The sequence below is a fragment of the Pseudomonas japonica genome (assembly GCF_013522925.1).
Classification (GTDB): Bacteria; Pseudomonadota; Gammaproteobacteria; order Pseudomonadales; family Pseudomonadaceae; genus Aquipseudomonas; species Aquipseudomonas japonica_A.
In genome coordinates this window covers 294,647-315,037 of record NZ_JAAMQU010000006.1, presented here as the reverse complement: position 1 = coordinate 315,037, position 20,391 = coordinate 294,647, and the positions used below count along the sequence as shown (strand labels likewise).

Here is a 20,391-nt window from a genome sequence, read left to right as displayed (position 1 = left end):
ACACTCCGCAGATCAATGCTGTGAGGCGGTTTCGCCCGCCGTGTCGGGACGCTGGCCCGCCCAGGCCACCGCGCACAGAATCAGCCCTCCGCCAGCGACCATTGCCAGGGTAGGGCGGTCACCGAACAGCAGCCAGGCGCCCACAATGGCATACACCGGCTCCATGGCAATCACTACAGCGGCGGTGTTGGCGCTTACCACCTTGAGCGAGCCAATGAACAGGGTATACGCCACCCCGGTGCATAACACGCCCAGCCCGGCCAGTAGCAGCCAGTCCTTGGCGCTCAACAGGCCCCATTGATCGCCAGCGAAGGGTAACAGCGCAAGCACGATGCCTACCATTTGCCACACGCTCAGGTGCAAGCCATCGGCCTGGAGGTTCATGCGTTTGTTGGCGATGGCGATACCCGCGTAGGTGGCCCCGCTGAGCACGCCCCAGCCAAGCCCGGCAAGCGCGTTGTGGCTGGCGCCGCCGGCGGGCCCGACGAGCATCAGCCCCAGGCTGGCCAGGCCGATGATTGCCCAGTCCTTGCCGGCCATAGGGTGAGAAAACAGCAGGCGCTCACCCAGTGCGGTGAACGCCGGGAACGTGGCGAAACCCAAGGTGGCGACGGCAACCCCGCCTACCTGAATGGCAACGAAGAATAACAGCCAGTGCACGGCGAGCGCGGTACCCAACAGCACCAGCTTTACGCTGTCCCGGGGGGGCAAAGCGTGCCAGGGGGCGCTGCGACGCCAGGCACACAGGGGCAGCAATACCGCAAGCGCAAAGGCCGCACGGCCAAGCACGATCATTACCGGGCTGGCGCTGAGCGCCTGGCCGAACAGCGCCGACAGCCCGTAGAGCAGGGCGGCGGCATGTAGCTGCGCAAAGGCGTGGGACCGCTTCATCGAGAGCCCGCAAGACAGCCGCCCCCGCAGGGGCGGGAAGTGGAGTTACAGCAGGCCTTCTTCTTTCATCGCCTGCTGGACGGAGGGGCGCTGGCTCAGCCGCTGGTGGTAGGCCACTACGGCAGGCCATGGGGTGAGGTCGAATTTCGCCCGGCCGGCCCAGTTCAGCACGGTGAACAGGTAGGCGTCGGCCACGCTGAAATCAGTGAGCACAAACTCCCGTCCTTCCAGTTGCTTCTCCAGCCAGTTCAGGCGCTGGCCCAACAGCCCTGTCATTACCTCACGCCATTCCGGCGTTTGTTTCGGGTTGAAGAACGAGCCCATCGTTTTGTGCAGCTCGGTGGAAACGAAGCTCAACCACTCTTGCAGCTTGTAACGCTCGGCGGTACCGGCGGCCGGCGCCAGGCCGCGATCCGGGTGCTGGTCGCCCAGGTACTGCAACACCACCTGCGCTTCGGTCAGTACGCTGCCGTCGTCCAACTGCACGGCGGGTACGTAGCCCTTGGGGTTGATGTCCAGGTAATTCTCGCCGGTGTCCGTTTGCTTGGTGGCACGGTCCACTTTCACCAGGGTGACAGGCGTAGCGGTTTCGCACAGCACGATGTGAGGCGCCAGGGAACAGGCACCAGGCAGGTAGAACAGTTTCATGGCAAATCCTTGTTATGGGCGGTGCCGCGCGCGGCGGCGGGAGTGCTCGAGGCACAAGGGAACGCGCTGCCTTTGGCGAACTCTCAGCAACGAGGCCTTTTTTCTAGCCAGGAGCCCCATGAACATAGCGATCGATGAAGCGCATATCAATACAGCGGACCTGCGAGGTGCCGTTGAGTTGTGGCTGGTGCCGCCCGGGGCGGACCCTGAAGCCAGCGTGCACCCCAGCGGCCAGTGCCTGTGGCGGGGCCGGCCGGTGGTGAGCCATGACATGCTCAGCGAAGGCACCCACGAGCAGAACGTGCGCCGCGTGTGGTTGCGGGTTGCTCAGCCCGAGGCGCCGGAAACCGCAGCGCGTATCCGCCCTCTGGTAGAGCAGCGGCTGATGGAGCAAGGTTTGGAAGGGGAGTTCTTTCCCGCCGACGTAGCCGGCTGACCGGGCGGGCCTCAGCTCAAAGCTGTGGGACCCGGCGCAGCCGGGGAATACCCTTCAGGCTTCAAAACCTCATTGCAATCCCCAAAGCATTCGCGAGCTACCGCCCGCTTCCCACATCTTGTGGGAAGCCATTTGCCGTTTTGGTCCTGGCTCGTGAAGCATCAGCTGCGTCAATTCAGATAGTTGAATCAACCTCTCCCGCCGCAAATCAGGGCGCCATGATCCTCGCAAGTTCGCCGCGCTGCTTGAGCTGCTCGAACGCTTCGGTGGCGCGGCGCACCACGTCGTCGGGCGTGCCCAGGCTGAATGCCAGGTAGGCGTGGGCGGTGATCTGTTCCAGGGTCATCACCGGCTCGAGCGTGTAGAAGGGTATGTGCAGCTGCTCGCAGAACCGCCGGGCGTCGCGCGGGGAGAGCGGCACGAAGTCCACCTGGCCCGCCAGCAGCTTGCGCAGGTTATCCATGGGAGATGCCGAGATCACCAAACGGGTGAAGCCTTCGTTGCGCAAATATTGGTGACGGACGTCGTCCCGCACCACGCCCATGTTGAAGGCCTTGACATCGGCCAGTTCGTGCACATCCAGGCCGTCGTGGCCCTGGAGTTTGTAGAGCACGGTCTGGATTTCCTCGAACTCTCCCACCCACCTGAACAACCGCTCACGCTCCTGAGTGCGGATGATCGGATAGATCAGCACATCCGGCTCGGCCAGCGCAATGTCGTAGGCACGGGCCCATGGGTAGATCGCCATGGCGTAATCGGTAAGGCCGGCCTGTTTGAGGGTGGCCATCACCACTTCGGACGCAGGGCCGGCGACGCGGCCGTTTTCGAGGTAGCTGTATGAAGACTCCTCGGTGATCGCTTCCAGGCGCGCGGCCTCGGCGTGGCCGGCGGTCAATACCAGCGCAAGCCCGACCAGGCCTTTGCGCAAGCGTGATGTGATCATTCGCATACTCGGTTGCGGCCTCCATTCTTGGCCCGGTACAGCGCCTCGTCGGCGCGGTGCAGGAGTTGATCGAACACAGTCATCGCCGACGGCTCGAGCTCGGCGATGCCAATGCTTACGGTAAGGTACGGGGAGATGGGCGAGGCGCCATGCGGGATCTGCCGGGCCGCCAGTGCCTGGCGCAGGCGTTCCCCCGCCTGGCGCGCATGCGCGGCATCGCTACCGGGCAGCAGCACCGCGAACTCTTCACCACCCAGCCTGGCAATCACTTCGCCGCTGCGCATGAACAGGGCTTTCATGGTGTCGGCAACCAGGCGCAGGCAGACATCGCCGCCGCCATGGCCGTGGGTATCGTTGTAGCGCTTGAAGAAGTCCACGTCACACATCAGCACGGTAAGCGGGCGACCACTGCGCAGTGCGCGGTTGAATTCGGCATCTTTGAGCTCATCGAAATAGCGGCGGTTGGCAAGGCCCGTGAGCGGGTCCAGCCGGGACAGGCTCTGCAGCTGTTCATTCGCGGCCACCAGTTCGGCGGTGCGCTGTTCCACTTCCAGCGCCAGGTGATCACGGCTGGCGGCCAGGGCCAGTTCGGCCTGATGCTGCAATTCCAGGTATTGCGCCATGTTGTCCTGCAAGGCGTTGATGCGAACGGTCAGCAGGTCAAGCTCGTCATTGCGGTTGCCGAGGCGCCCCAGCCGCAGCCGCTCGGCAAGGTTGGCGGGGGTGAGCCGTTCGAGGTGGTGGGCAATATGGCGCACGTGCACGGTCACCAGGCCGTTGAACATCAGCATGGTGATGCCGGCCAGCGCCAGGGCCTGGATGATCTGGGTGAGCATGATGGTCCACACTTCTTTCCACAGGCGCTGCCGCAGCAGGCCTGGGTCGCCTTCGATCACCAGCGTGCCCACCGGCTGTACGGCGCCGGGGTAGGGCGAAACGGTCAGGGCCCGGGTCAGAACAGGGGCCGGGCCGGTACCGAGGAACCCTGCGCGCTCGCGCACCAGCACTTCTTCGGCCCGCTCCGGGCGCGGAATGCGTAACGTTACCCGGCCCACTGGCGCCGCCTCGACCACGCTTTTGAGCTGCGCTTCGAGGCTGTCGCGGTCCATTTCCCAGATTGCCTTGGACAGCGAACCCTGGAACACCTGATCGATCAGCGCCAGCTCGCTGTTCATGGTCTGTACGCCGCTGTTCCAGGCAAACCAGGTGCGCACGCACACCGTGGCGAAGGTAAACACAAGGCAAAACACCAGGGTCGCCACCACTAGCCGATGAGCCAGCGGGCGTTCGGCGTTCATGCTGGGGTGCGTGGGATCGTCGTAATGGTCTGTGTTCAAGGGGCTAACCACTTGTGCACGATGGCGTCGTAGCGGCCGTCGCTGCGCAGCCGCTGGAGGGCCGCGCGAAAGGCGTCTACTGTTTGCGGCGGCGTGGCAAGGCTGAAGGCGGCGCTGAAGCCACCGTCTTCGAGCTCCGGCAGCTCAAGGCTGCGGTGCAGTACCGCTGCGGCGTCGTCGCCCGCGTTACGAGCGGTGTAGGCCGCGTTGAGCTCGTCGGAAATCCACAACGCCACATGGCCGCGCTTGAGCTTTTCGTAGTTGAGCGCGTAGTGGTTGCTCTGCTGAAGGGTCTGGCCGATCTCGAAGTGGTGGCTCAGCAGGAACTGCTCGCCCACATCCTGGTTGACCGTGGCGATCTGATAACGCTTTTCCAGGGCCTCCTGCAGGCTGGTCAGGTCCACCGGCCGCGCCTCGCTGGAGAACAGGAACCAGCGCGTGGGTGCGATGGGGCCAGCCCATTGGAATAACGCTTCGCGTTCAGGCGTGCGGGTGATGGAGTAGATCATCACATTGTCGGCATGCAGGGCGAGGTCATAGGCCCTTGCCCAGGGCATGGCCTGGATCCGTGGCGCAATGCCCATTTCCTTGAATACCGCTTCCACCACCTCGGTGCTCAACCCGGTGATATCCGTGCCAGACGTCATGTTATAGGGTGGCAATTCCTCGGTGACCACCTGCAACGGCCCGGCCAGGCTCGGCAACGCCGCGCACAGCAGCGCGGCCGCGAATGCGGCGCGTAATCCGCGCAAGGGCCAGGCAGTGGGCATGATCGCTCTCCGTCACCGGGGTGGAAGGGGTGTGCCTAGGCTATCGGCATCCGGCCGCGCAACTTGACTGTTTACCTGCCCCTGCGTCAACAGGCCCGGCGCATGATGGTAAACTTCGCCACCCGGATATCGAGAGGCCCGACATGACCGAACCCGTTCGCTTGACCCAGTACAGCCATGGCGCTGGTTGTGGCTGCAAGATCTCGCCAAAGGTGCTGGAAGTGATCCTGGCGGGCAGTGGCGCGCAGAACCTCGACCCGGCGCTGTGGGTGGGCAACGCCTCTCGTGACGATGCTGCCGTTTACGGCATCGATGCCGAACGCGGCGTGGTGTCCACCACTGATTTCTTCATGCCCATCGTAGACGACCCATTCGACTTCGGGCGGATCGCTGCCACCAATGCCATCAGCGATATCTACGCCATGGGCGGCACACCCTTGATGGCGATCGCCATTCTCGGCTGGCCGGTCAACGTGCTGGCCCCGGAAATCGCCCGGGAGGTGATTCGCGGTGGCCGCGCAGTGTGCGACGCCGCGGGTATCACCCTGGCAGGGGGGCATTCGATCGACGCGTCCGAGCCGATCTTCGGCCTTGCAGTCACCGGGCTGGTCGAAAAGGCACACCTCAAGCGCAATGACACTGCGACCCTGGGCTGCCAGCTGTACCTGACCAAGCCTCTGGGCATCGGCATCCTCACTACCGCGGAAAAGAAAGGCCTGCTGCGCGAGCAGGACATCGGCCTGGCGCGAGACTGGATGTGCACCCTCAACAGTGCCGGCAGCCGATTCGCCCGGCTGCCCGGCGTACAGGCCATGACTGACGTCACCGGTTTCGGCCTGCTGGGCCATCTGCTGGAAATGGCCGACGGCGCTGGCCTTACTGCCCGGCTCGATGCCCAGGCGGTGCCTCGCCTGCCAGGCGTCGAACACTACCTGGCCCAAGGCTGTGCGCCCGGCGGCACGCTGCGCAATTTTGACAGTTATGGCGAGGGGGTAAGCCCCATGAGCGAAGACACCCGCCTGCTGCTGTGCGACCCGCAAACCAGCGGGGGGCTGCTGGTGGCCGTGGCCCCGGGGGCGGACGCCGCGTTTCTTGCCTGTGCCGCAGAGCTGGGGCTGGCGCTGCAACCGATTGGCGTGATGGTCGACCGCGCCGCCCACGCGGTCGAGGTGCTCTGATGGCCGAGAACACCGCCGACTTCCAGCGCTTGTTCCTGGAAGGCGTGCCGATGATGGACGTGCGCGCGCCGGTCGAATTCAACAAGGGTGCGTTCCCAGGCGTGGTGAACCTGCCGCTGATGAACGACCGCGAGCGCGAGCGGGTGGGTACTGCCTACAAGCAGCACGGGCAGCAGGCGGCCATCGAATTGGGCCACACGCTGGTAGCCGGCGAACTCAAGCAGGCGCGCATCGAGGCCTGGGCGCGCTTTGCCCGGGAGCATCCCGAGGGCTACCTGTATTGCTTCCGCGGGGGCTTGCGCTCGCAGATCACCCAGCAATGGATCAAGGCCGAAGCCGGCATCGAGTATCCACGGGTGTTGGGCGGCTACAAGGCGCTGCGCACCTTCCTCATCGACCAGACCGAAGAGGCCGTGGCCACCTGCGACTTCGTGTGCCTGGGCGGCATGACCGGCATCGGCAAGACCGAAGTGCTGGCCCAGCTGAACAACGCCGTGGACCTTGAAGCGCTGGCCAACCATCGCGGTTCCGGTTTCGGCAAGCGCGCCACGCCGCAGCCGGCACCGATCGCCTTCGAAAATGCCTTGGCCGTGGACATCCTCAAGCGCCGGGCCCGCGGGCAGCAGGCTTTCGTGGTAGAGGACGAAAGCCGGATGATCGGCAGCTGCGCCTTGCCGCTGTCGCTGTTCCGGCGTATGCAGCACAGCCCGCTGGTATGGCTGGAGGACAGTCTTGAATCCCGTGTCTCGCGCATCCTTCGCGACTACGTGGTGGACCTGTGCGCCGAGTTCGTGGCCCTGCACGGCGAGGAAGCGGGCTTGCTCGCCTTCGCCGACAGGCTCCGGCAAAGCCTGGCCGGGATCGCCAAGCGCCTTGGCGGTGAGCGCTATCAGCGCCTGGCTGCCATCATGGACGCCGCGTTGGCTGAGCAGGGCAACGATGGCGAGGTGACTGGCCACCGTGGCTGGATCGAAGGGTTACTCAACGAGTACTACGACCCCATGTACGCCTACCAGCGCGATGCCCAGGGGGACCGGATCGAGTTCGCCGGGGAACGCGAAGCGGTGATCGAGTACCTTCGCGCCCGGCGGTAGGCCTGGGAACCCAGGGTTACAACACCGCCAGCGCCACCAGCCCCCATACCGCGCCAAACACCATTACCAGCCCGCCGACGGTCCACAGCACGCGGGCATCGAAGGATTTGCGCAACATCAGCAGCGACGGCAGGCTCACGCTGGGCAGCGTCATCAGCAGTGCCACCGCCGGTGCGGTGCCCAGGCCCAGGGCCATCAGCGTTTGTACGATCGGGATTTCCGCAGCCGTGGGGATCACGAACAGCGTGCCCACGATGGCCATGGGTACCAGCCAGCCCAGGCCTTCGCCGAAGCCGCCTTCCACGTGAGGGAACAGCCATACCCGCGCCGCGCCCAATACCAGCACGGCCAGCACATACACCGGGATGGTGCTCCAGAACAATTGCCACAGGCTGACTGCCCAACGGCGCAGCAGGCTACCTTCCGGCTCGGCCGAAGCCGCCTGCACGGCATCCACCGCAGGCTCGGGCAACGTATTCGGGCTGGACAGGCGTTGGGCAATCAGCGCCACGCCCAGCACCAGCACCACGCCACCCACCAGGCGCAGCGCGGCAAAGCCCCAGCCCAGCACGAAGCCCATGAACACCAGTGTGGCCGGGTTCAGCACCGGGTTGGCAATCCAGAAGGCCAGCGCCGCGCCTACCGATACCTGCTGCTTGCGCAGCCCGGCGGCCACTGGCGCGGCGCAGCAGCTGCACATCATCCCCGGCAATGCGAACAACCCACCGCGCAGCGTGGAACCGAACCCCGCCTTGCCGAACGCGCGCAGCAGCCAGTCCCGGGGAATGAGCACCTGCAGCAGCGAGCCGAGGATCACCGCCAGCACCGCGGCTTTCCAGATCGCCAGGAAGTACACTTGGGCGTACGCCAGCGCGGCGGCCAACGGCGCAACCTGATGGTCGTCGATGATCGATGTGCCAATGCTGTGGTTCTGCGCTGCCACGAAGGACTTCAGGTAATACGGCGACCACTTCACGTAGTACAGGCCCAACACAGCGACCAGAACGAAAAGCAGAGGTTTCCACCAGAAAGACCAGCCGCGGGGCTGGGAGGGCGAAGGCAGGCTGTGCATGGCAAAGGTCCGAATGAAAAACTGCCGCATGATACTGGCTCGGCGGTGCTCAGGGACAGCACCTGTGGGCGCGCCGCGCCGACCGGTAGACCGCGCCATGGAGCGGCAGCCTTTCAGCGGGGCCGTCTGGGGCGGGCGTTTGGTCAAGACGGCGGAACCCTCGCCGAGGGGTGTACGTCTGCACATTACACTCACTACCAGAGGCGAATCGTATGACTGACACTTCCGACGCCCCCGAAAACGGCACCGACACTCATGGCAGCCCCGGGCAGCCGCCGTTCGCACCTTCCCGCCGGCGGTTACTGCAAGGCGCCGCGCTGACTGCCGCCGCCGCAGGATTGGCGGTGCCGGTCATGAGCGAAGCGGCTACCACCGGCAGCGGCGCCCCGGCCCCATTGAGCAACCCGCAGAACGCTTATCCCAAGCCACCGTTCAAGCAGCAATCGCAGCCTTGGCCAGGCCTTGCCGGCAAGATGGACCCGCGCCCGGACCACGGCGAAACCAGCTATCGCGGCAGCAACCGCCTGCTGGGCCGAAAGGCGCTGATTACCGGGGGCGATTCAGGGCTGGGGCGGGCGGTGGCGATCGCCTTTGCGCGTGAAGGTGCAGACGTAGCGATCAACTACCTGCCCGCCGAGGAGGAAGACGCACAGGAAGTGATCAAACTGGTGCGGGAGGCGGGCCGCAAAGCGGTGGCCATTCCAGGAGACCTGCGAGACGCCGCGTTCTGCCGCAGCCTGGTGGACCAGGCCATCAAAGGCTTGGGCGGGCTGGACATACTGGTGAGCAACGCCGCGCGGCAACACACGCAGGAGTCGATCCTGGACATCAGCGACGAGGACTTCGACTGGGTGGTGAAAACCAACCTCTATGCGATGTTCTGGCTGACCAAGGCGGCCATACCGCACCTGCCTGAAGGCAGCGCCATTATCACCACCGCCTCGGTCAATGCCTTCGATCCGTCGGCCAACCTGCTGGACTACGCGATGACCAAGGCCGGCATCGCCAACTTCACCAAAGGCCTGGCCAAGCAGTTGATCAGCAAAGGCATCCGGGTGAACGCGGTAGCTCCAGGGCCATTCTGGACCCCATTGCAAGTGAGCGGCGGGCAAACCATGGAAAACCTCAAGGGCTTTGGCGGCGACACCCCGCTCAAGCGCCCGGGCCAGCCGGCCGAAATTGCGCCTTTATACGTAACCCTGGCTTCCACCGAAGCCAGCTACGTTACTGGCCAGGTGTTCGGTGCCTCGGGCGGCAAGGGCCAGCCCTGAGCAACGCCACGTCAGGCCTGTCAGCGCCCTGGCAGCATGCCCTTGAGTACCCCGTCACGGTCGATGAAGTGGTGCTTGAGGGCAATCAGCCCGTGGCCAGCGACCAGCGCGCCGCACGCCCAGGCCACATAGGTATGGAACAGCTTCACGTAGGGGGCGACACCGCCGTGCTCGCCGGTAAGCGGCGGCAGCTGGAACAACCCCAGCACCATGATCGGCCGACCAACCACCGAGCTCCAGAGCCAGCCGGAGATCGGCAGGGCCAGAAGCGCCACCGCATACAGCACCATATGACCATGGCGGGCAGCCCTGCGCATCAAGGGCGACAGGTTGCCGGGCAGGGCAGGGGCGGGGTGAGTGAGGCGCCAGGCCACCCGCAGCACAACGAGGAACAACAGCGTGCTGGCGATCGCCTTGTGCCAGAAGGTGATCTGGTGATCTTCATTGATCGCATGCCAATGCACGGCTGAGAACCCCAGCACCCAGGCACTTATCCAGATACCGGCCATGAGCCAATGCAGCCACTTGGCCGTGGCGGTGTAATGCTGGGGGGCGTCGTGCATGGTGACCTCGCTGTCGCCAAAGAAGGCGCCCGTGCCATACCTTGCCGCTCAAGGTATGGCCAATGGCCGCGCCGCTAGTTAAGCACACTGCGAGGTAACGTGCAGCGCCTCCTCGGGCTGAGTGTCTACGGACTCATAGGGCAGGCCCACGTAGTTCTCGGCGATGGTCTGGCGACCGGCTTCGGAGCTGACGAAGTAGTCCAGTTCGGTTGCAGTGATGCGTTCGCTGAACGCATCGGCGCCGGGGAAACGGTGCAGCATGGAGGTCATCCACCAGGAGAACCGCTCGGCCTTCCACACACGCCGCAGGCAAATCTCGGAATAGCGTTGCAGCAAGTCGGTACGGCCTTCCTGGTACACCTTCACCAGGATGTCGAACAGGGTGCTCACGTCGCTGGCCGCCAGGTTCAACCCCTTGGCGCCGGTGGGTGGCACGATGTGCGCGGCGTCGCCCACCAGGAACAGCTTTCCGTATTGCATAGGCTCGACCACGAAGCTGCGCAGCGGCGCGATGCTCTTTTCAATCGAAGGACCCGTCACCAGCTTGCTGGCGAGGTCTTGCGGCAGGCGGGCCTTGAGCTCGTTCCAGAAGCGCTCGTCGGACCAGTCCTCGACCTTTTCCTCGGCATCCACCTGCACGTAGTAACGGGTACGGGTTGGCGAGCGCATGCTGCACAAGGCAAAGCCGCGCTCATGGGTGGCATATACCAGCTCTTCGTTGACCGGCGGGGTATCGGCCAGGATGCCGAGCCAGCCGAACGGGTACACGCGCTCGAAGGTCTTGATGGCATCGGCGGGGATGGATTGCCGGGCAACGCCGTGGAAACCGTCACAACCAGCGATGTAGTCGCAATCGAGGCGGTGGGTTTCGCCATTGTGCTCGTAGGTCAGCCATGGGCGCTCGCCCTTGGCGTCATGGATCTGAACGTTGCTGGCCTGGTACACCGTTGTGGCGCCTGCCGCCTCGCGAGCCGCCATCAGGTCGCGGGTCACTTCGGTCTGGCCGTAGATCATGACCGTCTTGCCGCCGGTCAAGCCTTTGAGGTCGATATGCACCCGGCGCCCGCTCAAGGCCAGCTCGAAACCGTCGTGCACCAACCCCTCGGCGTCCATCCGTTCGTGAACGCCGGCCCTGCGCAGCAGTTCAACCATGCCTTGTTCCAGCACCCCGGCGCGGATGCGGCTGAGTACGTAGTCAGGGGTTTGCCGTTCGAGGATGACGTTGGGAATGCCAGCGCGATGAAGAAGCTGGCCGAGCAGCAGGCCCGACGGGCCAGCGCCGATGATTGCGACTGGAGTATGCATGGGGCGTCTCTTATGGTTATTGTGTTTGGAATGCCTGTATTTTTCGTTGCTCCGTTTGTGGCGCACAGGTGAAAACGGCTAAATAACCGGTACTTTTGAGTAATTCGTTCGATTATCGAACCTTCGAGGCCTCCCGTGCGCGTGCCCCCGCCGAACGCCGTTCCCACTTTCAAACTGTACGGCGCCGGGCTCGACTGGCCCATCGCCGACCTTTTGCACTGCGAAACCATCTCCAGCCGCAGCCGGGTGTTCCATTGGGAGATCCGCCCGCACCGGCATGCGGATCTCTATCAGCTGCTGTACCTGCACCGAGGCGAGGCCCAAATCGAAGTGGAAGGTCAGCGCCAGACGGTGCGCCAGCCTACCTTGCAGTTCCTGCCACCGCTGGCCGTGCATGGGTTTCGCTTCAGCGAGAATGTCGAAGGCTACGTGGTGACCCTGGCCGCCCCCTGGATCGACCAGCTTCGCGCCCAGGCAGGGATGGGGCAGGACCTTTTCAAGGCGCCGGTGCGGCTGTTGGCCGGGAATGAGCGTAGTTATCTGTATAGCCTGTTCAGCGCCTTGCAGCGTGAATACGAAGGGCCGCAGCCAGGGCGCGAGCAAATGTTGCACGCACTGGCCAATGTGGCGCTGATCTGGCTGGGGCGGCGGATCCAGCAGCACCGCGCCGCGGGGCAAGCGCCGGAGCGGGGCAGCAACGTACTGGCGCGCTATCAGCAGCAAGTAGAGGCGACTTTCCGGGAACAGCCCAGCGTGGAACGGCTCGCCCACCGGGTGGGCGTGTCGGTGCCGCAGCTCAACAGCCTGTGCCGCCGCCTGGCGGGGCAGTCACCGCTGCAGATCATCCACCAGCGCATGCTGCTCGAAGCCAAGCGCAACCTTACCTACACCAGCATGACCATCAACCAGATAGCGGACAGCCTGGGCTTCGCCGACCCGGCGTATTTTGCGCGGTTTTTCCGGCGGCTGAGCGGGCAGTCACCGCGCAGTTTTCGCGACGGCCTGGGGTTGGGCCGCGAAGCGGCGGGCGGAGACAATGAAGCCGCCGGGAGCCCGTAGATCACTTCAGCCGGTCGAGAATCCACTCCACGAAGGAGCGAACCTTCGGCACCTCGGCAGCGTGCTCGGAGAAGGCAATGAAATGCGAGCCGTTGCTGGGCATCGCCGCGGGCACCGGTGCCACCAACTTGCCGCTGGCCAGCTCGTCCTCCACCAGGTAACGCGGAATCAACGCCACGCCGCAGCCGGCAATCGCGGCGTGGATGCACATGTAAAAGGTGTCGAAGCGCGGGCCGTGGTAGCTGTTAGGCGAGTGCAGCTGTTGGGCCAGGAACCACTCATGCCAGGCCTCGGGGCGAGATGTGCATTGCAGCAGCACAACGGAGGTGAGGTCCGAAGGCTCGCTCAGCGCATGCTCGGCCATCAGGTCGGGCGCGCACACCGGGATCACTTCCTCGCCAAACAGCGGCAGGCAGGTAGCACCGGGCCAAGTGCCTTGCCCGAAGAAAAACGCGATATCGGCCCGGGACTGGGACAGGTCGAAGGGCTCCAGGGCGTTGCTGATTTCCAGGTGGATCTGCGGGTAGCGTTTGCCGAAGCCTTTCAGGCTGGGGATCAGCCAGCGGGCGCCGAACGTGGGCTGGGTAGCGACCCGCAGCACCTCGGTTTCCGCCCCGTAGGAGAGGATGTAACGGCTGGACATGTCGATCTGGGTGAGGATCTTGTTCACTTCGGCCAGGTACAGCGAGCCGGCGGGGGTGAGCTGCAGCCGGCGACGCACACGCTGGAACAGGTGATGGCGCAACATGTCCTCGAGCTGGGCCACCTGCTTGCTCACGGCGCTTTGGGTGAGGTGCAGTTCCTGCGCGGCGCGGGTGAAACTCAGGTGGCGGGCTGCGGCTTCAAAGCACTGTAGCGCGGTCATCGAGGGCATGAGGCGGCGGGACATGGCCGGGTCCTTTTGGGCAACTGCCTGGCACCTTGTACAGGCGCCCTGGGTGGTACGAAGCGCGCAATATACGGGAACGCAAACGCTGTCGCCACGCCGCCTGGACCGCTTCACGGTTTGGCCAACAGGCGTGGGCGTAGTAAAGTCCGCGCTTTCTGACACTGATTTCACAGGGCAGGGCGCGGCGTTGTGGTGCACAATGCCGGCCCGCCGATCGCTAGCAGGTTTATGTACATGTTCAAATCCATCGCCGTCGCTATCCCGGGAAAAGGGGTTGTGCTGGCCTTGATCGTGGCCGGCGCCGCGGGCTGCTCCTCGCAAAAGCCCGCCATCTACGAGCATGAGCACTTCGACGACTCGGGCACGTTCTCGCGCAGCTACCCGGTGAGTGACACGGCTTCGTGCGAGGCCGCCCGGCGCGCGTTGCTCAGCCAGGGCTACATCATCACCAGCAGCGACCCCAAGCTGGTCAGCGGGCACAAAAGCTTCCAGCAGAACGGTGACACCCACCTGGAAATTTCCTTCAACGTGGTGTGCGCGCCTGACAGCGACAGCGATCGCAGCTCCACCATGTTCGCCAACGCTTTGCAGGACCGTTACGCGCTCAAGAAGGTGAACAATTCGGCCAGCCTGGGCGTGGGGGTGCTGGGGTCGGTGTCCATGCCGATCGGCTCTACCGATGACTCGATGGTGAAGGTTGCCAGCGAAACCGTGGCAGCCACTCAGTTTTACGAGCGCTATTTCGCGCTGGTGGAGAGTTTCCTGCCCAAAGCCGCGCGTGACGCCGCGCACATACCGGACAAGCCCAAGGGCGAGCTGGGCATTCCGGAACCATCGGCACCGGCGCCCGAACCTGCCGCCGCACCGCAACCCGCTGCTGACGCCCAGCCCACGGTGCCTGCCGAACCCCAGCCGGCCGCCATTCCGCCTGCGGCCCCGCAAAGCTCTGAACCCGTGGCGCCGCCTGCCGAGCAAGCCCCGATCGTGCCTGAAACCAGCGAGCCCGCGCCGGTTCAGTGATCGGCTTGCCGGGCCTGCCTGCAGGCGCGCCGATAGGCACCCGGCGGTTGCCCGGCCCAGCGCTTGAATGCACGCTGAAAGGCCTCTGCCGAAGTAAATCCCAACAGCCAGGTGATCTCGCCCAGGCTCAGCTCGGTGTCGCGGATATACGCCAGTGCCAAGTCACGGCGGGTCTGGTTGAGGATTTCCCGGAAACCTGTGTTTTCCTCGGCCAGCTTGCGCCGCAGTGTCCAGGGCGGCAACTTCAGCCGCGCGGCCACCTGCTCGAGGTCCGGCTCGCGGCGCCCTTCAAGCAGCGGCCCCAATAGCCCGGCGATCTGTTCGGTGAGGCTTCGAGTGCGGGTTTGCCGGGCCAGGGCTTCTTCACACAACCCGAGCAATTGATGCCAGGTGCTGGGGCAGTGCTGTGGGTTGCGCAGCGACAACACAGGCTGGCTCAGCCGCAGGCGGTTAACGCCGGCGGCAAATTGGGGAGGCATTTCGCTGAGCCCTTCATATGCGGCCGCGTAGGCCGGCGCCTCGAACTCGATTTGCAACTGCTGCGCGCGTATCGGCTGCCCGGCAACCGTGGACAGTTGACGCAGCCAGCCGCTGAGCAGTGAATCCACCACAAAGCGGTTGAAGTCGTTATAAGGGCTGATGGAGTAGAAATTCAGCCAGGCGCCCCGGGCGTCTTCCTCGAAACTCGACTGCCCGCGGTAATTATTGCCGTACAACGGCTCGAAGCGGATCAGCGCGCGGGCGGCCTCTCGAACGTTCGGCGCCTGGGCTGCAGTTACCCCGGCCAGCCCGGCCTGGGCTGGGTGCGCCGCGCCGCCCATTGCCAGGCCCAGGGCCGGGTTGCCCGTGAGCTGAATGGCGGCGTGCCCCAACCGCATGTAGCGGGCGATCGACAGGGTAGCGTTGGGCTGTGCCAGGCGTGCCGGGTCAAAGCCGTACTGTTCCAGCAACGAGGCAGGATCGTGGCCCTGCTCGCGTACCGCCGCGGCCATCGCCTGCAGGAAGCCTACCGACACCTCGCCCAGGCGCAGGTGCCCGGCCTTCATAGCCACAGGTTGAACATCCCGGCAGCCTCGCCGTGCGCATGCGGCCGGCCACGATGCCCCGCCTGCCAGCTGTAGCCCTCGCCGGTGCCCACGTGGCTCCAGAACCGCCCGTGCAGGTAAACCACCATGCCGGCGGGCGCTATGCCATCAAGCGTTGCGGGGGGCGGGGCAGGCCCTTCGTCCACGGCATGAGCGCTGAACGCCGGGACCGCCAGGGCCCTGGCCCCTGTGGCCTGTACCAGTGCCTGTGTTTCCGGCGCGGCGGCATCTTCACCCAGCGCTACGGCCACCGGGCCGGCAGGCGTTTGCACAACCTGCACGGCCGGCGCGTCACCGGCGGTGATAAAGCGACGGAAGTGCACGCGGTGTTGCCTCAGCGGCGGCGCCAGCGGCTGGCCGTCGCTGCCAAACACTACGCTTGCGTTGTAAAGGGGGCCATCACCGATCACCAGCTTGCCATCGCGCACGCTCGGCTCTGGCAGCACAATGGAACCGGCCACCAAGGTAATGCCGAACTGCCGGGCCAGCCCACCGAACACCCGCTGGTAGTCCTCGGCCATGCGTGGCGCTTTCATTCGCAACTGGGCTTCGCTGAAACGGTGCCGGCCATGGCCGCCCAGCCAGGCCTGGAGGAAGGGCAACGGGTTACTCAAGGTGAACCAGCCACTGGCGCCTTTGAGCTCGTCGGCCTGGTACACCTCATCCTTCTCGCCACTGAGCCATAGCCAGGTACCGATGTGCTCCGGCAGTACCACGATCGTACGCGGGCCCAGCAGGCCTTGGGCGCGGGCCTGGCGCAGGTAGGCTTCGAATTTGAGCTGCAGGCGGCGTGCGTCCTGATAATCCGCCGGGGCCATGCGCGGTTGCAGCCCCAGCAGGTTGCCCGCCGCACCGGGGCTGCCTTGATCCAGCAGCACTTCGATGCGCAGGTCCGACAGGTAATGCGCCACGGGCCTTTGTGATGCCCACCAGGCATAGGTGGCGACGCCTGCGGCGAGCGCGGCGGAGCAGAAAAGTAGAGCGAGTTTGCGCACGAGATCGACGTTATACAGGTCATTGAAAGGGCAATGTTACCTTAGCGAACGCGATAGCGACGAACCGGTTTAAGCGCAGGGGTTCCGGGCGGGCGCAAGAAGGGCCCTACCAACCCGGGCCGCTCGCGCGCCTCATGCTTGATAGGCAAGTGCCTCAGGCGGGCCAGCGCGAGGCCCTGATCACCTGGCAGAAATTACCCGGTGCGAAGCCCGGTTCCTTGTCCGCGATCACGTCAGCCTTCACGTTGCCGAAGGTGGTGTGCGGTTTGTGCCGGATGCCTTCATAAAAGGCCTGGATAATCTCTTCCTTGAACCGGGGGCCACGCGGATGGGCCTGTACCACCGCCTCCCGCTCGGCCTCGCTGTATTGATCGTAGGCCATGCCCAGTACGTCCATTTCAACGCCGGCGGTCACCAGGGCGATTACCGGATGCATATGTTCCGGAATGCCTGGAGTGGTATGCAGCGCAATCGCCGCCCACACCGTGTCGATGTCCTGCTGGCTCACCCCATGCGCCGTCAAAAACGTGGTGGCTGCATTGGCGCTGTCCACTTCGAACCGGTAACACGCGCTCGAGTGTTGGTGGGTAAGGCCCAGGTCATGGAACATGCAGGCGCAATACAAGAGCTCAGGGTCGAATGCCAGCCCGCGCTTGGCCCCAGCCATGGCTGCAAAGTGGTACACGCGGCTCGAATGATGGAAGAGCAGGGGCGAGGCGGTATCGCGCACCTGTTCGGTGATTGCGCGGGCGATGGCGCTGTCCGGTACGCGGGCGATGTTCGATTCAGTGCTCATGGTGCTCTCCGAGGGGGTGTGCATTCCATTTTCAGGTACCATGGCAATGTCCGCTATCGGCGCTAACAGCCAGATCCTGCCATTTGCGTTCATAACCTGCCTTGGGGAGCTGCCTTGAGAGTTGCACTGATCGCCTTGCCTGATGTCCAGCTGCTGGATGTTTCCGGGCCCCTTGATGTGTTCGCTCAAGCCAACGTCGAATCAGGCCGGGCTTTCTATGAATTGCACGTGCTGGGCTGCGGCGCCGGGCCTGTTCGCAGCAGCTCGGGGGCGCGGTTGCTTACCGACGGCGTGCTGGGCGGCGCCACGGGCACGTTCGACACCGTGCTGGTAGCGGGCGCACCGGGGGCCCCGCAACTGCGCCTCAAGCCTTCCCTGCTCGACGGTTTGCGGCAGCTGGCCGGCGCCTCGCGGCGCTTTGGCTCGGTATGCACCGGCGCGTTCCCATTGGCCCAGGCCGGGCTGCTCGACGGGGCGCGGGTTACCACTCACTGGGCCGTCGCCGACGCCTTGGCCCAGCGCTATCCCGAAGTGGTAGTGGAAGCCGATGCGCTCTACGTATGCGACGGCAAGCTTCGCACGTCGGCAGGCGTGACTGCAGGGCTGGACCTGGCGCTTGCGCTGGTGCAGGAAGACCTGGGCCGTGAAGTGGCGGCCAGGGTAGCGGCGCAGCTGGTGATGTATTTCAAGCGCCCGGGTGGCCAGCTTCAATTCAGCCGCAAGGGCGAAGCGCAGTTGGCGGGCCGTAGCGTGCTGCAGGAAATCCAGCGATGGGCGGCGGCCAACCCCCAGGCTAATCTCGGCGTTGCGGCGCTCGCCGAGCGCGCGGGCATGAGCGCTCGGCATTTCGCCCGGCTGTTTCATGCCGAGGTGGGTATTACCCCTGCCGCCTGGGTAGAGGCAGTACGCATCGAGGCGGCCCGGGCACTGCTGGAAGAGGGCAGCGCCGCGCCAAAGACGGTCGCCGCCCGCTGCGGGTTCGCCAATGCGGATACCCTGCGCCGCACCTTCGTGAAACACCTGGGCGTGACCCCCTCGCAGTACCGGCGTGGCCATACAACGGCATAGGCGGCAGGGCCCGTTTCGCCTCGCCCGGTCAGTTATCCGCCAGCAGGCAACACCGCACCTCAACCCCCTTGCCCTCGCGCAACGGCTGAGGTTTTTCGCAGCCCGGGTGGGCATGGGCGCAGCGGTCCAGGAAGAAACACCCCGTCGGCAAATGCCGGTTGCCTGGCAGTTCGGTGCGTTGAGAAGCAGCGTCGCCCTCCAGAGGCTTGCCCAGGCGAGGCACCGCATCGAGCAGCAGCTGCGTGTAGGGGTGCTGCGGCGTATCCAGCACCGTGGCCGCGTCGCCCACCTCCACGATCTGCCCCAGGTACATCACCGCCACCCGGTCGGCCAGGTGGCGCACCACCGAGACGTTGTGGGAGATCAGGATAAAGGTCAGGCCGCGCTCGCGTTGCAGCCCGGCCAACAGGTTGAGGATTTGCGCCTGGACGGAAATGTCCAGCGCCGAAGTGGGCTCGTCCAGCACGATGACGTCAGGGTTGGAAGACAAGGCCCGGGCAATCGCAATGCGTTGGCGCTGGCCGCCGGAGAACTGGTGAGGGTAGCGGTCCAGGGATTCCGGGCGCAGGCCCACCTGTTCGGCCAGTTGTTCGGCGATGGCCCTCAGCCGCGCGGCCCCTGGGCGCTGCCTCACCGTCAATGGTTCGGTAATGATCCGCCATACCGGCAATCGCGGGTCGAGGGACGATTGCGGGTCCTGGAACACGATCTGCGTGCGGTGCCGACGCTCGTCCTGGTTGTTCCAAACGTAGCGCAGGGTGCCGCTGCCCGGCTGCAGCAAGCCCATCAGCAATTGGGCCAGGGTGCTCTTACCGCAACCGGACTCCCCGACAATGCCCAGGGTTTCACCCGCGCGCACCTCCAGGTCGATGCCGTTGAGGGCGTGGGCGTAGCCTTTCGAACGGCCTAGCCAGTCTCGCCCGATGGCGTAGCGCACATGCACGTCGTGCAGCGCCAGCAGCGCAGGCTTGGGGTTTGTCAAAGCATTCATGGCTGGGGCTCCTGCGCCTGCAGCCAGCAGGCGCTGAAGTGAGCGGGGGAATCAGCGGGCATCAACGCCGGGCGTTGCTCGCAACGGGGCATGCGGTACGCGCAGCGGTCCTTGAAGGTACAGCCGGTGGGCAGGTGCGCCAGGTTGGGCACCTGGCCGCGGATGGTGTCCAAGTCTTGCCCGGGTACCGCTCGCTCCGGCAGGCTGGCCAGCAGGCCCTGGGTGTAAGGGTGTCCCGGGCTGGCCAGCACTCGGCCGGTAGGCCCCTCTTCGACGATGGCGCCGGTATACATCACATACAGGCGGTCGCAGAACTGCGACACCAGCGCCATGTCATGGGTAATCAGCAGGATTGCCGTGCCACGCTGGCGGGCTTTTTCACGCAGCAGCAGAAGCACCTGCCGTTGCACAGTGACGTCCAGCGCGGTGGTGGGCTCGTCGGCGATCAGCAGTTTGGGGTCACAGGAAAACGCCAGGGCGATCATGATGCGCTGGCGCATGCCACCGGAGAGTTCGAAGGGATAACGGTCCAGCACCTGTTCGGGGTCGGCGATGTGCATGTCGCGCAACAGCTCCACGGCCTTGGCCCTTGCCTGCTGCTTGCCCAGTGGCTGGTGCCGGCGGATCACGTCCAGCAGTTGCTGGCCGATGCGTCGGGTGGGGTTCAGGGCCGTCATCGGTTCCTGGAAGATCATCGCCGCTTCGCGCCCGCGCACCTCGCCCAGCTGGCGTTCACTCTGGCCCAGCACATCGTGCCCCAGCAACTGCACCGAGCCCCGGGTGACCCGGTAGCTGCCCTCGGGTAGAAGCCCCATGGAGACCATCGCCGTCACGGATTTGCCGGAGCCCGACTCACCCACCACGCCCACGATTTCCCCGGGCTGCACGCACAGGGTTACCCCGTTGAGGGCTTTGGCAGTGGTGCGGAAGCCGGGAAATTCCAGGTCCAGGTTTTCAATGGTCAATACGGCCTGGCCCAT

Annotated in this window: 21 protein-coding genes; 7 read left to right on the top strand and 14 right to left on the bottom strand. The window is 65.0% G+C overall.

Annotation, left to right across the window (positions count from 1 at the left end; genetic code table 11):
* Positions 1-12: 12 nt before the first annotated feature.
* Both G7016_RS12460 and gstA read right to left on the bottom strand, forming a co-directional pair.
* A complete protein-coding gene (locus G7016_RS12460; RefSeq protein WP_181114537.1) occupies positions 13-891 on the bottom strand; it encodes a DMT family transporter in 879 nt (292 codons plus the stop codon).
* A 45-nt stretch (positions 892-936) separates the two neighbouring features.
* Positions 937-1,539, bottom strand: coding sequence for a glutathione transferase GstA (gene gstA, locus G7016_RS12455; RefSeq protein WP_181114535.1), 603 nt, complete (start codon positions 1,537-1,539; stop codon positions 937-939).
* A 118-nt stretch (positions 1,540-1,657) separates the two neighbouring features.
* Between gstA and G7016_RS12450 the strand changes: the two genes are divergently transcribed.
* The gene (locus G7016_RS12450; RefSeq protein ID WP_181114533.1) at positions 1,658-1,975 is read left to right on the top strand and encodes a hypothetical protein; all 318 of its coding nucleotides are present in this window, start codon (positions 1,658-1,660) and stop codon (positions 1,973-1,975) included.
* A 208-nt stretch (positions 1,976-2,183) separates the two neighbouring features.
* Here the strand turns inward: G7016_RS12450 and G7016_RS12445 are convergent, their stop codons facing one another.
* The 3 genes from G7016_RS12445 to G7016_RS12435 are packed head-to-tail and all read right to left on the bottom strand — an operon-like array spanning position 2,184 to position 5,025.
* A complete protein-coding gene (locus G7016_RS12445) occupies positions 2,184-2,918 on the bottom strand; it encodes a substrate-binding periplasmic protein (RefSeq protein ID WP_181114531.1) in 735 nt (244 codons plus the stop codon).
* Complete coding sequence (locus G7016_RS12440; RefSeq protein ID WP_258195159.1) at positions 2,915-4,255, bottom strand: GGDEF domain-containing protein; 1,341 nt, start codon at positions 4,253-4,255, stop codon at positions 2,915-2,917. The genes G7016_RS12445 and G7016_RS12440 overlap by 4 nt, the downstream gene beginning before the upstream one ends.
* A complete protein-coding gene (locus G7016_RS12435; RefSeq protein ID WP_181114529.1) occupies positions 4,252-5,025 on the bottom strand; it encodes a substrate-binding periplasmic protein in 774 nt (257 codons plus the stop codon). The genes G7016_RS12440 and G7016_RS12435 overlap by 4 nt, the downstream gene beginning before the upstream one ends.
* A 143-nt stretch (positions 5,026-5,168) precedes the next feature.
* Between G7016_RS12435 and selD the strand changes: the two genes are divergently transcribed.
* Both selD and mnmH read left to right on the top strand, forming a co-directional pair.
* Positions 5,169-6,203 carry a selenide, water dikinase SelD gene (gene selD / locus G7016_RS12430; RefSeq protein WP_181114527.1) on the top strand — a complete coding sequence of 345 codons (1,035 nt, stop codon included), beginning with the start codon at positions 5,169-5,171 and terminating at the stop codon, positions 6,201-6,203.
* Positions 6,203-7,297 carry a tRNA 2-selenouridine(34) synthase MnmH gene (mnmH, locus tag G7016_RS12425; RefSeq protein ID WP_181114525.1) on the top strand — a complete coding sequence of 365 codons (1,095 nt, stop codon included), beginning with the start codon at positions 6,203-6,205 and terminating at the stop codon, positions 7,295-7,297. The genes selD and mnmH overlap by 1 nt, the downstream gene beginning before the upstream one ends.
* A 16-nt stretch (positions 7,298-7,313) precedes the next feature.
* Here mnmH and G7016_RS12420 read toward each other — a convergent pair whose 3' ends face one another.
* Positions 7,314-8,369, bottom strand: a complete 1,056-nt coding sequence (locus tag G7016_RS12420) for a permease (protein ID WP_181114523.1) — start codon at positions 8,367-8,369, stop codon at positions 7,314-7,316.
* 353 nt (positions 8,370-8,722) lie between these two features.
* Here G7016_RS12420 and G7016_RS12415 point away from each other — a divergent pair, with 353 nt between their 5' ends.
* Positions 8,723-9,640 (top strand): SDR family oxidoreductase, encoded by a 918-nt coding sequence (locus tag G7016_RS12415; RefSeq protein ID WP_181114601.1) that lies wholly within the window; start codon positions 8,723-8,725, stop codon positions 9,638-9,640.
* 20 nt (positions 9,641-9,660) lie between these two features.
* Here G7016_RS12415 and G7016_RS12410 read toward each other — a convergent pair whose 3' ends face one another.
* Positions 9,661-10,203, bottom strand: coding sequence for a cytochrome b (locus tag G7016_RS12410; RefSeq protein WP_181114521.1), 543 nt, complete (start codon positions 10,201-10,203; stop codon positions 9,661-9,663).
* 78 nt (positions 10,204-10,281) lie between these two features.
* Complete coding sequence (gene pobA / locus G7016_RS12405) at positions 10,282-11,508, bottom strand: 4-hydroxybenzoate 3-monooxygenase (protein WP_181114519.1); 1,227 nt, start codon at positions 11,506-11,508, stop codon at positions 10,282-10,284.
* Positions 11,509-11,643: 135 nt separating this feature from the next.
* Between pobA and G7016_RS12400 the strand changes: the two genes are divergently transcribed.
* Positions 11,644-12,567: a helix-turn-helix domain-containing protein gene (locus G7016_RS12400; protein WP_308812160.1), complete on the top strand. Its 924-nt coding sequence runs from the start codon at positions 11,644-11,646 to the stop codon at positions 12,565-12,567.
* A 1-nt stretch (position 12,568) separates the two neighbouring features.
* Here the strand turns inward: G7016_RS12400 and gcvA are convergent, their stop codons facing one another.
* The gene (gene gcvA, locus G7016_RS12395) at positions 12,569-13,456 is read right to left on the bottom strand and encodes a transcriptional regulator GcvA (RefSeq protein ID WP_181114517.1); all 888 of its coding nucleotides are present in this window, start codon (positions 13,454-13,456) and stop codon (positions 12,569-12,571) included.
* Between the two features lie 234 nt (positions 13,457-13,690).
* Here gcvA and G7016_RS12390 point away from each other — a divergent pair, with 234 nt between their 5' ends.
* A complete protein-coding gene (locus G7016_RS12390) occupies positions 13,691-14,476 on the top strand; it encodes a DUF2242 domain-containing protein (RefSeq protein ID WP_181114514.1) in 786 nt (261 codons plus the stop codon).
* Here the strand turns inward: G7016_RS12390 and G7016_RS12385 are convergent.
* From G7016_RS12385 to G7016_RS12375, 3 genes are all read right to left on the bottom strand, one after another.
* Positions 14,470-15,522: an AraC family transcriptional regulator gene (locus tag G7016_RS12385; RefSeq protein ID WP_181114597.1), complete on the bottom strand. Its 1,053-nt coding sequence runs from the start codon at positions 15,520-15,522 to the stop codon at positions 14,470-14,472. The genes G7016_RS12390 and G7016_RS12385 overlap by 7 nt on opposite strands.
* Positions 15,519-16,556 carry a carbon-nitrogen hydrolase family protein gene (locus G7016_RS12380; RefSeq protein ID WP_181114512.1) on the bottom strand — a complete coding sequence of 346 codons (1,038 nt, stop codon included), beginning with the start codon at positions 16,554-16,556 and terminating at the stop codon, positions 15,519-15,521. The genes G7016_RS12385 and G7016_RS12380 overlap by 4 nt, the downstream gene beginning before the upstream one ends.
* Before the next feature lie 154 nt (positions 16,557-16,710).
* Positions 16,711-17,352: an HD domain-containing protein gene (locus G7016_RS12375; RefSeq protein ID WP_181114510.1), complete on the bottom strand. Its 642-nt coding sequence runs from the start codon at positions 17,350-17,352 to the stop codon at positions 16,711-16,713.
* 114 nt (positions 17,353-17,466) lie between these two features.
* Here G7016_RS12375 and G7016_RS12370 point away from each other — a divergent pair, with 114 nt between their 5' ends.
* The gene (locus G7016_RS12370; protein WP_219854643.1) at positions 17,467-18,420 is read left to right on the top strand and encodes a GlxA family transcriptional regulator; all 954 of its coding nucleotides are present in this window, start codon (positions 17,467-17,469) and stop codon (positions 18,418-18,420) included.
* 28 nt (positions 18,421-18,448) lie between these two features.
* Here the strand turns inward: G7016_RS12370 and G7016_RS12365 are convergent, their stop codons facing one another.
* Both G7016_RS12365 and G7016_RS12360 read right to left on the bottom strand, forming a co-directional pair.
* Positions 18,449-19,411, bottom strand: coding sequence for an ABC transporter ATP-binding protein (locus G7016_RS12365; protein ID WP_181114508.1), 963 nt, complete (start codon positions 19,409-19,411; stop codon positions 18,449-18,451).
* Entirely contained in the window at positions 19,408-20,391 is a 984-nt protein-coding gene (locus tag G7016_RS12360; protein WP_181114506.1) for an ABC transporter ATP-binding protein, read from the bottom strand. Before G7016_RS12360 ends, G7016_RS12365 begins: the two co-directional genes overlap by 4 nt.